Source organism: Desulfoluna sp. HI9BLuna (assembly GCF_056829775.1).
The window spans coordinates 5,549,752-5,563,673 of the sequence record NZ_CP186555.1 but is presented as its reverse complement, the minus strand read 5'-3'; the positions used below and the strand labels follow the sequence as shown (position 1 = coordinate 5,563,673).

Genomic DNA, 13,922 nt, shown 5'->3' with positions numbered 1-13,922 from the left:
ATGAAGTTTAGAATATGCACAATCATGGTTGCAATGTTGGCGATCGTCGGATGTTCGACCTTCGATATCAAATCAAATGCTGATGCCGACAATGAACGGAAAACAGCGTTGCTGTACGACAAATTGATCGAAGGTGAGGCACCGAACACCGCCCAACTCACCCTCTTCATGTCCAAAATGCCCAAGGGTGGCGACCTGCACAACCATTATTCAGGAAGTATCTACGCGGAAACATACCTGGATTGGGTCGAGGAGGCCGGTTACTGGATAGACAAAGAGACACTTCATATCAGCAAAGTAAAGACGGACACCAGTCTGTCTGTTGATGAATTACGTTCCGACACCAGACTCTACCGGACCCTTTTAACGCTCTGGTCAGACAAAGACTACCACAACCATTACCACTCACAGCCGCCCCCCGACCAAAACTTTTTCGACACCTTCGGTTACTTTGGTCCCATCGCCCAAAATTACAATAAAGGGCTGATGATTTTAAAAGAGCGGGCCATCAAAGAAAATGTCAGTTTTATCGAGGTGATGCTTAAATCCGTCGGTTATTCGCTTGCGGATACGTCCTTCGATAAACACATCAGACAGGCCACCGGCCATACGTCCAACTGGGCTCTTTTTGACGAGCTGTCCTCAAAAATAGATGCAGATGATGGGCTTAAGACGAAAGTCGACGCATTCATCGCCACATTGAACGCGGCTCATGCGGGCATAGATGACGACCAATTTATGATGCGTTACCAGACATACGCATCAAGGAACAGCCCGCCAAGCATCGTCTTTTCCACACTTTACTCAGCCTTTAAAGCGGTTGATCAATCCGACCTCCTTGTTGGCGTCAACATCGTCGGCCCAGAAAACGGCGTTGTTGCCATCAAGGACTACGCCTTGCATATGCAGATGTTTGCATATTTGCATGCAAAATTCCCGAACGTTAACAGGTCACTGCATGCCGGGGAGCTGACCCTTGGCATGGTGCGCCCCAAAAATCTCACCTTCCATATTTCCCAGGCAATACAGGTCGCCAAGGCCCAGAGGATCGGGCATGGCGTGGACTTGCCTTATGAAGAGGACCCCGTTGGTCTGTTGCAGGAAATCAAAGAAAACGCTGCCGTGGAGATCTGCCTCACAAGCAATGAATTTATCCTGGGCGTCAAAGGCAACACCCACCCGTATCTTATCTATTCCGCCTACGGCGTCCCGATGGTTATCTGCACGGATGATTCCGGGGTTTCCAGAAACAATTTGACCGGTGAGTACGTGTTGCTGGCGGAACGATATAAACCCAGCTACAAAGCAATCAAAGCGTATGTATACAACAGTATTCACCACTCTTTTCTTTCTAAAGAAGATAAAGATTCATTGCTTCGGTCCCTTGACCTTCGCTTTGAATCCTTCGAAGCCGAAATGTCTGAGTATTCCGCTTCAATGATGAAATAATCCGTGCTGACGGGATGGGCCCCTCGACCCCATGTGTCCTTGCTGACACTGCTCTGGAGACCATCCCGTCAAAACCCGCCGTCCATCCGCCGGCCCCGCCGCATGACAACAACACCCCAACCACAGGTACCCCATGATGAAAAAAACACTTCTTTTACTCTCTGTCTTATTTGCCTTTGGCTGCTCTTCCATGGACAACAAAACCGTCACCATGGTCTTAACGCCGGATTGTCTCGGAGATACGGACATTCCATCGGCATTAAAAGACCAGTTCAGGGAGGCAGAAGACAGTGTGTTATTGGATCTTGCACTGGGAGCGCCCGACAAGGGCAAACTGTGCTGGGGCCAGGTGTATGTGGCCAAAGAAAATTCAGACATTACCATCTACCGAGCGTGGAACAGCACAAACCCGCACAGCAAAATGGGCCAGTGGTGGTCCTTCAGCAAGCCCACGGGGCTGGTCTCCGCCTATCGCTCGGGTTGTGAAATCTGCTACCAGTGGTCCCCATTAGACAAACTGGTGGTGGGCAGGTTGAAGCCCGGAACAAAAATTGTCGTAGGCACCGGACAGTCCGCCAAGTGTTCGGAGTACCTCACCTACCCGGTGTCCGATGAGAAGCAGGTCTTTATCAAGGACGCAGACACGTCGGTGGAAACAACCTCCGATTACGACCTGGTATTCAAGTGGCGATAGCCCCACGCTCAGAGACCGAATGGTGCGTCCAGAGACCTCCGCGGGCCACAAACCCTGCGGAGGCAAGGAGAGAGCAGGCCGCCTTGTTCTCCGGATCCACATCGGCCACCAGGGGGCAATGGCCCTTTGGATCTGAGGTATGCTGAGTCAACGCATCCAGAAGCTCACGGCCCAGGCCCCGGCGCCAGAACTGCGACGAGAGCCAGCCCCCCGCCTCCACACGATCCTTGCCGAAAGGCAACAGCACGCAAAACCCCGCCAGTTCGCCGGTCTCCCGTATCCGAACAGTAAAGGCCGCCTGTGTGGCATCTTCCAGGGTAGAGACCAGCCACTCTCCGGCAGACGCAGCCGAGTCGATGCCCCGTGAAAACCTCCAGACAGACGGCGAGTCAAACCCCGTCTCCATGCCTGCGACATCCGAAGGGACAAAGGGAGACACGGCAAGGCGCGGGGTCCGAAATCCGTCCGGGCACAGCCCGGACACCGGATAAAGCTCTCCTTTGATCAGGTTGAATCCCATGGTCACTTTCCTGTAAAGCGGGGCTCTCGTTTTTCAAACATGGCCGCAAGGGCCTCTTTGTGGTCTTCAGAGCCGTGGCACTGGGCCTGCATCAGGGCGCAGGTTTCCAAAAAATCAGGCAGATCCGTGTTCCGACCCATCTTGAGAAGCCGCTTGGTCATGCGCAGGGCCCGGGGCGGCTTGGCCGCAATGGTTTCGGCCAGGGCCGCAGCTTCCTTCATCAGGGTTTCGTGGGGCACCACACGGGAGACCACCCCCATCTCCAGGGCGCGCTGGGCGTCGATGACCTCTGCGGTAAAGGCAAGTTCGCAGGCCTTGGCCATGCCCAGGACCCGTGGCAGGAGCCAGGCCCCGCCGTCACCGGGGATCAACCCAACGTTGAGAAAAGTCTCCCCGAATGTCGCCCGCTCCGAGGCGATGCGCAGGTCGCACATGAGGGTCAGATCGAATCCGGCCCCCACGGCCGGTCCGTTGACGGCTGCAATAACCGGAATCTCCAGGGTTTCCATGGCCAGGGGGATTCGCTGGACATAATTCTTGTACCGGGCCACCAGCTCCGGCCCCTCCCCTGCAAACATGCCCTTTTTCCCGGCCATGTCCTTGATGTTGCCCCCGGATGAAAAGGCAGGATCGCTTCCCGTCAACACCAGGACGCTGATGCCGGGATCTTTGTTGACCTCGTCCACCAGCCTGCATAGGTCCTCCACTATGGTCTCTCCGGTGATGGCGTTGCGACTCTCCGGGCGATTCAGGGTTGCCGTCACAACCCGCCCGTTTTGCTCCACGCAAATGTCGGTAAACCCGTTCATGGTCTCTCCTTTCCCATCAAGTGAGCCTTTCCGGTAACCCGCCGTGGCCGGATACATGGCAAGCAGGCCGTGAAATATCCGGGCTGATGTGAGGCCGGGCCGTTGTCTCAGATACTGTAGCAAACCAGGCCCCATATTTCACCGAAAATGAAAAACCCCGCGCCATCAAGGAGTTGTGCCATATGGCCTGGAAGATGCAGCGGGCAGGGCCGTGCCCTCACCTTCCAGAAGAGGCCGATGCATTTTTTCATGACAGAAGACTTGACACCGAAAGAATCTCCGATTAAAAAGCGTAAGCTCGCAGCATGGTGCTCTTTTGTCGGCACCGGCTCAGGGTACCCGTCATCGCGCGGGTTTTTTTGTGCCTGGAGAAAACCTTACGGTGCAACTCCCTTTGCCGCACTCAGCGGGAACGCCCTGCGGCGGGCTCCGCCATGGCAGACCATGGCGGATCGTACAACGCCCAAGGAGAACTGCCCATGCTGCACCCCGTCGTCAACACCCCCGATTGCGCCATTCACCGCATTGAAGACCATACCCCGTCAACGGTCAACCGACTTGTTGTCTCCACCCCGGAAACACGTGCCATCGCCAACGATCCCAGAGTCATGGGAGTCGACTACACCCGTCGCCTGAAGGCCGCCTGCACGCGTGTTCTGTCCATCCTCAACACCAAAAAGCGAACCTGCCTCACCGAAGACGAAACCATCGTCTTTGATATCCTCCGCGGCGGCCTTAACTTCGGCCTCCGGGAAGCCCTGGCCGACGCCTTCGGCTGGAACCGCCACGGTTGCTCCTTTATCAGCGCCCAGCGCGCCCGCGTGGACGGTGATCCCGAGAACTGGCACATCATGGAGAGTGAATACAGCAAGGTCTACATGCCCAAAACCGCCAGCATCGTCATCGGGGATGTGGTGGCCACCGGCACCAGCCTGGAGCATGCCATGAAAGCACTGGTGGCAGAAGCCGAAAAGCAGGGAACCGCCCTGCGATCCATCGTCTTCTTCACCTTCGGCGGGCCCCGTGCCGAGGAGATCCTGGAAGCGGCCGATGCCATGTGCCGCAAACGGTTTCCCTCCTACGAAGGCACCACCCTCATCTACCTGGAAGGACGCTTTGTGGTGCCCACGGAGGAGACGCCCCTCACCATCAAGATCACCGGCACCGACCTCCTGCGCAAGGGCGCCCTCATGGCACCGGAGTTCATCGAGTCCCAGTACGAAGACCCCTCCTACCCCATCCAGCGCTGCGCCATTTACGATGCGGGTTCCCGTGCCTTCTGGACCCCGGAGTACATCGCGGACCTCACAGAATACTGGGGCGAAACCCTGGCCCTGGCAGAAAAAGGCATGGGCTTTGCCGAGCTGCTCGAAGAACGCTTCCCCGAACTCGACGCAGGACAGTTTGGCGAAGTGAACCTGACCGATATCTGCCGAAAGCAGATATCACAGCTTGACGCCTGATAGGGAAAAACGCCTCCGGCAACCCTGCCGGGGGACAAACTTTTAAAAAGTTAGACAAACAGGCATTTAAAACAAAACGAGTCCTGAGGTTTACGGTAACCTCCACGCATCATGACGATTCGTTTGCAACCGAAACGTTTTTGCGGCTTGTCACGGGCAAAGCCCGTCAGCAAATGTGACGTACCTGAGGAACGAAGGCACGGAGCATTTGCGAACCCGGGGTGCAGGGGATTCATCCCCTGCCTGCCGGAGGCACGCTTTTTGTCCATCTTTTAGGAGAAACAGATGAAGAAAGACCACACAACAGACGCTGATTTCGCCCTCACCCATGTCGCCGATTCCCACCGCAAAGGGTTCTGGCCCATGCTGGTGGTGATGCTCGGCTTTACCTTTTTTTCCGCCAGCATGTGGTCCGGCGGAAAGCTCGGCACCGGGCTCACCGCCTGGCAGCTCATCGCCACGGTGATGACCGGCAACCTGCTTCTGGGCTGCTACACGGGCCTGCTTGCGGCCATCGCCGCCAAAACCGGTCTCTCAACCCATTTGCTTGCCCGGTTCTCCTTTGGGGAAAAAGGCTCTTACCTCCCCTCCTTTCTCCTGTCCATCACCCAGGTGGGATGGTTCGGCGTGGGGGTTGCCATGTTCGCCCTGCCCGTCCAGAAGGTCACCGGCTGGAACATTCACGCCCTCATCCTGGCCTCGGGCCTTGTCATGACGGCCACGGCCTGGTTCGGCATCCGCGCGCTGACCATCTTAAGTTTCATCGCCGTGCCCTCCATCGCCGTCCTGGGCAGCTTCTCCGTGGGCAAGGCCTTCACCGACTTCGGCGGCCTGGACGCCTGGTTTTCCATGGTCCCTGCCGAGCCCATGGGCCTGTTCACGGCCATCGGCATCTGTGTGGCCTCCTTCATCAGCGGCGGCACCCTCACCCCGGACTTCACGCGGTTTTCCAAGAACACCAAAACCGCCGTCTCCACCACGGTCATGGCCTTTTTCCTCGGCAACAGCCTCATGTTTCTCTTCGGCGCCGTGGGCGCGGCTTTCTACCAGCAGGCGGATATCTCCGACGTGCTCCTGAAACAGGGCATGATCGTCTGGGCCATGGTCATCCTGGGGCTCAACATCTGGACCACCAACGACAACGCCCTTTATGCCTCAGGCCTCGGTTTCTCCAACATCACCGGCCTGCCCAAAAAATGGGTGGTCCTGGCCAACGGCGTGGTGGGAACCCTTGCCGCCCTTTACCTTTACAACAACTTCGTGGGTTGGCTCGCCTTTCTGAACACCATGCTCCCCTCCATCGGCGGCATCCTCATCGCAGACTACTTCATGGTCCGAAAGCGGCTCTACGGCCATCTGGACAAAACCCGCTTCGAAACCATCCGACCCACCGCCATCCTGGCCTGGGCCGCAGGCGTGGCAGCCGCCAGGGTGATCCCCGGCATCGCCCCGGTCAACAGCGTCCTGGCCGCCGTGGGTGTCTACCTTGTGGCTGAACATGTGATGGGACTCATCAAAAACGGCGAAAGACCTGAAAGCGAAGCGGCTTAATTCATAAGCAAATCAGCGACACACATAAAACGCAAAAAACCGATGCCCGCACTCCCGTGGGCATCGGTTTTTTATGGCTGATAACGCCGATATGCCTTTGATCCGGCGGCAAAGAATCAAAAACCTTTGGGATTGTTGAAATTTTTATCAAGAAAACTGCCTTCAATATTGTTCGCCATTTCAACAAAACGAGTGGAAGGCAACGAAAAGGACACCATGTCTTCAGGAACAAAATTCCTGACCATGGGCTCCATGAACCCGACGATACTCCTGGGGTGCTCCTGAAATTTTTCATTATAGGGAAGCGTAAAGACAGACTGACACCCCGAACAGTTGGGAATCAACACATTGTCCATCAAACTTGCCGTGCTGTCGTAGCCTGACAGGGTGACAAGCTTTGTCAGGTTGGTGAGATCCGCCGGAAAAATATTCACGACCTCAATTTCCCTGTTTTTATCGATCTTTTCGACTTGTTCCATGTACAGGTATTTTTCTTTTGGCGGCTGGATAAGGGTTGACGACTCACGGGTATATGCCTTTGAAAGCTCGAGATTTTTAAAAAACCGTTCAGTTTCCGCTAAAAATTCGCCCCCGTCATCTTCCAGTTCTGCAAATCCAAAATATTCCGTCGAGCCGGTGCATGCCTTGCCGTTATCCTCTGAAAACCGGATTCTTTTTCCCTGTTTCATCATCATTTTCAGATACATGAACATGCACACCCATCGTTCCTTTTGATAAACAAACGAGCCTTCTATCTCTTCAGGTGAAAAATACCAACCGATGGCAGGGTAATTAAAAGACACGACTTCTGAAAATTTCCTCAGGCTCTCTTTTACTATTTCTGAATTCATTTAAGATTCCCCTTGTGTTTAAAAGTTGATATCTATTGTTTCAAAAGACATGCCAAAACATAAGAGACTGTAAATACGATTAATATCGAGACACAATTTTCAAAACCACGATATTAAATGGCTTTCAGCTACTAAATTTCATGGCTACATGATAAACTATTTAATATCGTGGCTCTTTTGTCCGGTTCATGTAAAGGGGGTTCAGATGACGGTTGATAAACACCAATTTTTCCGAAATGTAACGCTAAGCCTTTGCAGCAGCCTTGACCTTGAAAAGGCGCTCTTTAAGTGCTTTCAGTATATCAGGAAATACATCCCGGCAGATGGTCTTCAATTCGATATTACCGAACCTAACGGCGCCACAGTCAGTATTGTCAGGGTAACAAAAGAAGGGGTCCAAATTCAGGATATTCTTATTCCGTTCTCACCTGAATCCATAGAAGAAGAGCAACGGTATTTTGAGAAAAAAGAGAATAAAAAAATTGACGATGTCCTGATTTTCAATGCACCGAACATAAATCCCATCAGTAAGGATTTTGCCAAAGTCCTTAACCTCAAGGAAGCATCCAATCTTGTCCTGCCGGTGGACTTTGAGGACAGTTTTCCTGCAACGATTTCCCTGTACTCTTTTTCTCAACATGCCTACACAGCAGACCATGCAAAGCTCTTTTCAGCAGTAAAGGAGCCATTTTCGATGGCCATGTCCAATGCCCTGAGACACCGTGACGTACAGAACCGCTCGGAAAATTTCAAAAAAGAGACCCAGAGGCTCTACCTTGAACTGATGAAAATCTCGGGGGATAAAATCATTGGCGCGGAGTCCGGCTTAAAAGAGGTCATGACCCTTGCCCGGCATGTGGCTGAAGTGGAAAGCCCCGTGATGCTTCTTGGGGAGACAGGCACAGGCAAAGATGTCATTGCAAATGCTATTCACCAGTTTTCAAAAAGACACGAAGGACCGGTTGTCAAGGTTAACTGCGGGGCTATCCCGGAAAACCTTATAGACTCTGAGCTTTTTGGCCATGAGAAAGGCGCATTTACCGGTGCTGTTTCCCAAAAAAGAGGAAAATTCGAACGCGCTGACTCCGGCACTCTTTTTTTAGATGAAGTCGGCGAGCTCTCCCTGGTTGCCCAGGTCAGGTTGTTACGGGCTATCCAGTTCAAAGAAATCGAACGCCTGGGAGGCACCCGAACAATTCCTGTGGATACACGTATTATTGCTGCAACCCATCGAGATATGGATGAGTTGATTAAATCCGGCACATTTCGTGAGGATCTCTACTTCAGACTAAACGTTTTCCCTATTCACATTCCCCCTTTAAGGAAGAGAAAAGAGGATATCCCGGCCCTGGCCCATTACTTTATCGAAAAAAAAGCAAAAGATTTAAATCTTTACCCGCCTCAAAGACTTGCCCCCCGGGCCATGGATCAGTTGATGGACTATGACTGGCCCGGCAATGTACGAGAACTTTCGAATGTCATCGAAAGAGCGTTGATTCTAAACCGCAACACCCCACTCACCTTTGATCACCTGCATATCAATTCTGCCACACGTAACGCCTCGGAAATCCAAAGGGATAAAAACGATGATGACATTATCCCCTTTGATGACATGATTTCACAATACATCGTCAAGGTGTTAAAGCGCACAGGCGGGCGCATAGAAGGCCCCAATGGCGCTGCAAAACTCCTGAACATGAAGCCGAACACCCTGAGAAGTAAAATAAAAAAGCTCAACATCCGGTTCCATAGAACAAAAGCCACAAAGCCCTCGTAGAGTTGGGACATCGCCGCAAGGGATACCATTGCGTAAACTGCTTCATGGAGAGCATGCCGTCCACGCCCCTCCTTAAAACTTTTTCTCCCCCCACGTCCCTCTTGCATTTTGGCCATGCAAAGCCAGCTCACCCAGGCTTCTGTGATCGTCATTTTCGATGACTGAATCATCAGAAGAGGAACGGGTTCGATTGGCACCAAGCCTTCGGCGTCAGTTCCCGTGGGGGTAAACCCGGGAATTAAAAAATGGGGATCCTCACCTTTCGATCCCGCCAAACCGCCTGAGTGGCGGGAAGATTCCCACGTCTATAAAGCCTGATCGCCGATTCATAGCGATCTGTTTTTCTGCAAAGCCAAAACAAATTATTCTAAAAATAAGCAAAAAAATTAACAATGCTATTTTAGCATGTTAGTTCCCTGGGAGACTCTTTCAAAGAGGATAGTATCAAATATGCATGCCTGCCCCCTTCTCTCAAGCGACCGTTTCTGGTAGCTGAAAGAAAGAAATGAAGTGAATGGGATCCAGTACACGGAACCACCCTGTACCCTATTGATATATTCCCCGGCAGATCAACATGTGCTGTTGGCCCCGGGAAACAGGAACACAGTGATAGTAAGAAGGAAATGCAGTGAAAAGTTATCGTCTTGAGCATGATTGCATCGGTGAAAGAGAAGTCCCCTGTGAATGCTATTACGGCATCCAGACCCTGAGAGCTGCTGAAAACTACAAAATCAGCAACATTCCCATCAGCCATTATCCCCAGCTGATCGACTCCCTGGCATATATCAAAATGGCCGCAGCCCAGGCCAACTGTGAGCTGGGGTTGCTGGAGGAAGACAAGTCAAAACACATCACACTGGCCTGTGAAAAGATCCTGGAAGGGAAGTACTACGATCAGTTTGTGGTCGACGTGATCCAGGGCGGTGCAGGAACCTCCACCAACATGTGCGCCAACGAGGTCATCGCCAACCTCGGCCTGGAAGGCATGGGCCATCGCTGCGGTGAGTACGAGTTCCTGCACCCGAACATTGATGTGAACATGTCCCAGTCCACCAATGACGTGTACCCCACAGCCATGCGTATCACCTTGATTGCCAAAATACGCCAACTTATCGAGGCCATGGCATTTTTGAAAAAGTCCTTTGAAAAAAAGGCCGAGGAGTTCAAGGACATCATCAAGATGGGGCGTACTCAGCTCCAGGACGCCGTGCCCATGACGTTGGGACAGGAATTTTCCGTATACGCCGTGATGCTCGGTGAAGACATGATGCGCCTGCAGGAAACAACGGACCTGGTGCGTGAGATCAACATGGGGGCCACCGCCATCGGCACGGGCTTGAACGCCCATCCCGAATATGCGGATCTGGTGACGGAAAAGCTGTCCAAATTGCTGGGCATCAACCTGATCAAGGCCGAAAACCTGGTGGAAGCGACCCAGGATACCGGAGCGTATGTCCAGCTCTCCGGGGTGCTCAAGCGTGTGGCGGTGAAAGTCTCCAAGATCTGCAATGACCTGCGCCTGATGTCTTCCGGCCCCCGTTGCGGTTTCAACGAAATCAACCTGCCCCCCATGGCCCCGGGGTCCTCCATCATGCCGGGCAAGGTCAACCCCGTCATTCCCGAGGTGGTCAACCAGGCCTGTTTTTATGTAGCCGGTGCGGACATGACCGTTACCATGGCCTGCGGAGCCGGTCAGTTGGAACTCAACGTCATGGAACCGGTGATCGCCCACAGCCTGTTCAGCTCTCTCATGTACCTGCGCAACGCCTTTGAAACCCTGGCAACCCGATGTGTTGACGGCATCACCGCCAACGAAGACGTCTGTCGCAACTACGTCCGCAACAGCATCGGCCTGGTCACGGCCTTGAACCCCTATATCGGCTATGAAAAGTCCACAGAAGTGGCCCACGAGGCCCTTGCCTCCGGCACGTCAGTGTACGACATCGTCCTTGCCAAGGGGTATATGAAAAAAGAGGACCTGGACGACATCCTCTCCCCTGAGAACATGATCAAGCCCCGGTATTTCCATAAAAAAGACTAACAGAACAAAAAGCCCCCGGCGGATTATGACCGGGGGCTTTTTCCCTAATGTATAGACGCCTTCTCACAGTCAAACACTTACCCCTTCTGTCCTACGTCTGTGCAAGTCATCCGGCAACATAGCCCCAGAACAGTGTGTGTGTGAAAAAGGCATAATAGCCTGAAAGATTCAGAATAAAATCCGGTGAGTCCGGCAGGCACAACCGTTGGAATTCTGACAAGTCATCGGATGACAGCTCACGCTCTGCATCCGGCCAGCGCATTTCAATCAAGTCCGTCAACGCTGTTCGTATTTCATGGCTGAGGGGAGCATAGAAACTATCAGTAAACGTTTTTACCCTGGGTTCCTTTAAGCCTATGTCACGAAACCACCCCAGTGCACGCAGGAAGTGCGTCTCTGGTTTCTTCCCGTGTATAAAAGGAGCAAGTCCACCCGATGTTGCTCTCAGACGGGCTTCCAAGCGAGGATATCCAGGAAGCAGATTTTCCGAAGACCAGCCAGATATTGCCACAATACCACCGGGCTTCACCACCCGTGAGAGTTCTTTCAACAACGGCAGCGGCTCCAAAGGAGCATACCCAATGCAGTCGGCACTCCATGCCCAATCAAAGGTATGATTGTCGAAGGGAATAGTGGCCACATCCCCTTTCTGAAATGAAATCCTTTGTGAAAAGCCAGCCTCTTTCACAAGTTCTTCCCCGCAATTCAATAACCCCGAGGCTTGGTCAAGCCCGGTGACATGGCCGGTGGGTCCTACGGCCTCGGCCAACAGCAAACTCTGAAGACCGATCCCACACCCCGCATCCAGTCCCCTGCTTCCGGCAGGAAGCTGTATTGCCTCGATCACGCCGCGAAGAATCGACTCTCTCAAAGGATTGGCCACCAAAAGGCTACGGATATATGAATCAGTATCCACTACTGATATGCCTCAAGATATGTTAATCACAATTATTTGAATCGATGAAACAAAGTGCCAGTCGACCGTCAAACCAACGCCTCTAAACAGCCGAACGTTTATTTCCGTCGGCTGCATTCACATCATTGAATCCAAAAGAGAACATGACAAAATGATGAACCATGACGCACTGGCATTGCTCTGGTTCAATGTCAATCCGCTTCAATCATACCCATCTCTTTCAAGAGCTCCATGACAATTGAAATCTTTGACCCTGCCATGGTCCCACCAAGAGAAAGCATAACAGAGCAGGTTTCCATGATCTCATCTCGTGTTGCCCCTGCATCAATCGCCTTTTGTGTCTGTCCTAAAATACACCCCTTACAGCCCATCACAATGGCGGCACCCATTGCCATCAACCGCTTGGTCTTCGTATCCAGAACGCCAGGCTCATACGTTTTCTTGTAATGGGCTTGGTAGAGCTCTCCCTGCTCCCCTTGCCAGTCGATCAACTCCCAGAAATTATCACTGATCTGGCTATATTCGTCTTTCAATTCCCCCATTATATATTCCTTTTTTAAGGTTTGAATACTTGAGCCAAAGTGTCGAATGTGGAGGTGTAACCCCTTCATTAATATTGAATGATAAACTCATCCTCGTCGTTTAAATGCCCTATATGTTTTTTATCATTACTTCCGGGAAACAGTTTACACCAAACTGGTCACAGTTCATGCACCCAAAGCTCGGTGAATCTTCTCTGTCGATTACCAAAAAACCTTGAGTTTTGAAAAAACCGGGAGCCCTTGCACACAAGTATAAATTCTTAGCACCTACTTTCTTCAGATAAGTCATCGCCTCACAAAGAAGCTGTTTACCTACGCGTTTATTCCTGTAATCTGAGTCGGTTGCTATACCTTCAATAACGTATACACCTTCCCTCATACCCAAAACGCAACCTCCAATGAGCTTCTCATCATCAACGGCTTCCCAATATTTGACCATCGTCTCTGGAATTTCTTTATCCTTTTCTGTAAATTCTAAGCCATTTTCAATAAAAAGTTTTATTAGCTCGGCGTATCGATCTGATTTGCAGATGGTTACCATTCCTTGTATCCCCTTTAAAACATAATGCTACGCTAAGGGCTCAAAAAGAAAAGTGAGTAACGAGCGCAGCTTTTTACCATGCCTTCCAACATGTAGTACTACAACAATAAAAAAGGCTATTATTGATAGCTACTTTTTAAATACTTTAAGAAATAGAGATAACCCCAAGAACAACCATACAAAGCCATTGGTATAAGAGTGAATTGGAAACCCCCTATACAGTGTAAATTCAGGTTCTCTAATAAAATAGCTGCACCCTATGCCTAATAAAACAGCGGAAAATAAAAAATATGCAATAGCGGTGTTATTGGTAATTTCTGAACTGAAAAACTGATCTATCTTGTTTCTATATCTTTGAGACTTAATGATAACATGGTCAAAAATGACAATAACCAGAAATATACCGAATAGACTGAAGCCGATTACGACTAAAGCTTTCATCCGAAGACTGTTTCCATATCAGTGCTGTTAGTATAGTAGACTTATAACGTTTGATAATGATTTTTAAAAGGACTTAAGGGTTGCAAATCCGACCCCCAAGTTATCGCTTCAGAAATGCGTATCAAAAATCGATAGGTCAAGTTTGTAATCCACAAAATGATTAATTGCATAAATAAACGTGCCGGGGATGATTTACTTGTCGAATCTGTAAACAATAAAAACCGATTGGGATTGAGAATAACTTTTGAATCATGCCAGGCTTACCTCGTTGGTTTACCCAGAGGAGAGCCAGCAAATACAAGTCATAAATGCATATACATCTTAAAA

General features: G+C 51.2%; 12 protein-coding genes. 6 read left to right on the top strand and 6 right to left on the bottom strand.

Translation table 11 applies throughout. The features are described 5' to 3' along the window. A complete protein-coding gene (locus tag ACOYW0_RS22650) occupies positions 1-1,449 on the top strand; it encodes an amidohydrolase family protein (protein WP_482416012.1) in 1,449 nt (482 codons plus the stop codon). A 133-nt stretch (positions 1,450-1,582) separates the two neighbouring features. Beyond that, the gene (locus tag ACOYW0_RS22645; RefSeq protein ID WP_482416011.1) at positions 1,583-2,143 is read left to right on the top strand and encodes a hypothetical protein; all 561 of its coding nucleotides are present in this window, start codon (positions 1,583-1,585) and stop codon (positions 2,141-2,143) included. Here the strand turns inward: ACOYW0_RS22645 and ACOYW0_RS22640 are convergent. Together ACOYW0_RS22640 and ACOYW0_RS22635 are read right to left on the bottom strand one after the other, a co-directional pair. Beyond that, positions 2,130-2,663, bottom strand: a complete 534-nt coding sequence (locus ACOYW0_RS22640) for a GNAT family N-acetyltransferase (protein WP_482416010.1) — start codon at positions 2,661-2,663, stop codon at positions 2,130-2,132. The genes ACOYW0_RS22645 and ACOYW0_RS22640 overlap by 14 nt on opposite strands. A gap of 2 nt (positions 2,664-2,665) precedes the next feature. Continuing rightward, a complete protein-coding gene (locus ACOYW0_RS22635; RefSeq protein WP_482416009.1) occupies positions 2,666-3,472 on the bottom strand; it encodes a crotonase/enoyl-CoA hydratase family protein in 807 nt (268 codons plus the stop codon). Positions 3,473-3,951: 479 nt separating this feature from the next. Here ACOYW0_RS22635 and ACOYW0_RS22630 point away from each other — a divergent pair, with 479 nt between their 5' ends. Both ACOYW0_RS22630 and codB read left to right on the top strand, forming a co-directional pair. After that, positions 3,952-4,935: a phosphoribosyltransferase gene (locus ACOYW0_RS22630; protein ID WP_482416008.1), complete on the top strand. Its 984-nt coding sequence runs from the start codon at positions 3,952-3,954 to the stop codon at positions 4,933-4,935. Positions 4,936-5,220: 285 nt separating this feature from the next. Next, positions 5,221-6,486: a cytosine permease gene (gene codB / locus ACOYW0_RS22625; RefSeq protein ID WP_092209949.1), complete on the top strand. Its 1,266-nt coding sequence runs from the start codon at positions 5,221-5,223 to the stop codon at positions 6,484-6,486. A gap of 116 nt (positions 6,487-6,602) precedes the next feature. Here codB and ACOYW0_RS22620 read toward each other — a convergent pair whose 3' ends face one another. Further along, on the bottom strand, positions 6,603-7,337 hold the full coding sequence (locus ACOYW0_RS22620) for a DUF169 domain-containing protein (protein WP_482416007.1): 735 nt from the start codon (positions 7,335-7,337) through the stop codon (positions 6,603-6,605). Positions 7,338-7,542: 205 nt separating this feature from the next. Between ACOYW0_RS22620 and ACOYW0_RS22615 the strand changes: the two genes are divergently transcribed. Continuing rightward, complete coding sequence (locus tag ACOYW0_RS22615; protein WP_482416006.1) at positions 7,543-9,114, top strand: sigma-54 interaction domain-containing protein; 1,572 nt, start codon at positions 7,543-7,545, stop codon at positions 9,112-9,114. 628 nt (positions 9,115-9,742) lie between these two features. Continuing rightward, positions 9,743-11,155, top strand: a complete 1,413-nt coding sequence (gene aspA / locus ACOYW0_RS22610; RefSeq protein WP_482416005.1) for an aspartate ammonia-lyase — start codon at positions 9,743-9,745, stop codon at positions 11,153-11,155. A gap of 106 nt (positions 11,156-11,261) precedes the next feature. Here the strand turns inward: aspA and ACOYW0_RS22605 are convergent, their stop codons facing one another. The 3 genes from ACOYW0_RS22605 to ACOYW0_RS22595 all read right to left on the bottom strand — a co-directional run bounded on the left by ACOYW0_RS22605 (position 11,262) and on the right by ACOYW0_RS22595 (position 13,154). Continuing rightward, positions 11,262-12,071, bottom strand: coding sequence for a class I SAM-dependent methyltransferase (locus tag ACOYW0_RS22605; protein WP_482416004.1), 810 nt, complete (start codon positions 12,069-12,071; stop codon positions 11,262-11,264). Positions 12,072-12,262: 191 nt separating this feature from the next. Further along, positions 12,263-12,613 (bottom strand): carboxymuconolactone decarboxylase family protein, encoded by a 351-nt coding sequence (locus ACOYW0_RS22600; RefSeq protein WP_482416003.1) that lies wholly within the window; start codon positions 12,611-12,613, stop codon positions 12,263-12,265. 109 nt (positions 12,614-12,722) lie between these two features. After that, positions 12,723-13,154, bottom strand: coding sequence for a GNAT family N-acetyltransferase (locus ACOYW0_RS22595; protein ID WP_482416002.1), 432 nt, complete (start codon positions 13,152-13,154; stop codon positions 12,723-12,725). Positions 13,155-13,922: the final 768 nt, after the last annotated feature.

Bases quoted from the DNA above. Each gene is read 5' to 3' on its own strand.
- ACOYW0_RS22615 (WP_482416006.1), top strand. From the start codon at position 7,543: ATGACGGTTGATAAACACCAATTTTTCCGAAATGTAACGCTAAGCCTT.
- ACOYW0_RS22595 (WP_482416002.1), bottom strand. From the start codon at position 13,154: ATGGTAACCATCTGCAAATCAGATCGATACGCCGAGCTAATAAAACTT.
- ACOYW0_RS22645 (WP_482416011.1), top strand. From the start codon at position 1,583: ATGATGAAAAAAACACTTCTTTTACTCTCTGTCTTATTTGCCTTTGGC.
- ACOYW0_RS22600 (WP_482416003.1), bottom strand. From the start codon at position 12,613: ATGGGGGAATTGAAAGACGAATATAGCCAGATCAGTGATAATTTCTGG.
- ACOYW0_RS22635 (WP_482416009.1), bottom strand. From the start codon at position 3,472: ATGAACGGGTTTACCGACATTTGCGTGGAGCAAAACGGGCGGGTTGTG.
- ACOYW0_RS22630 (WP_482416008.1), top strand. From the start codon at position 3,952: ATGCTGCACCCCGTCGTCAACACCCCCGATTGCGCCATTCACCGCATT.
- ACOYW0_RS22650 (WP_482416012.1), top strand. From the start codon at position 1: ATGAAGTTTAGAATATGCACAATCATGGTTGCAATGTTGGCGATCGTC.
- codB (WP_092209949.1), top strand. From the start codon at position 5,221: ATGAAGAAAGACCACACAACAGACGCTGATTTCGCCCTCACCCATGTC.
- ACOYW0_RS22640 (WP_482416010.1), bottom strand. From the start codon at position 2,663: ATGGGATTCAACCTGATCAAAGGAGAGCTTTATCCGGTGTCCGGGCTG.
- ACOYW0_RS22620 (WP_482416007.1), bottom strand. From the start codon at position 7,337: ATGAATTCAGAAATAGTAAAAGAGAGCCTGAGGAAATTTTCAGAAGTC.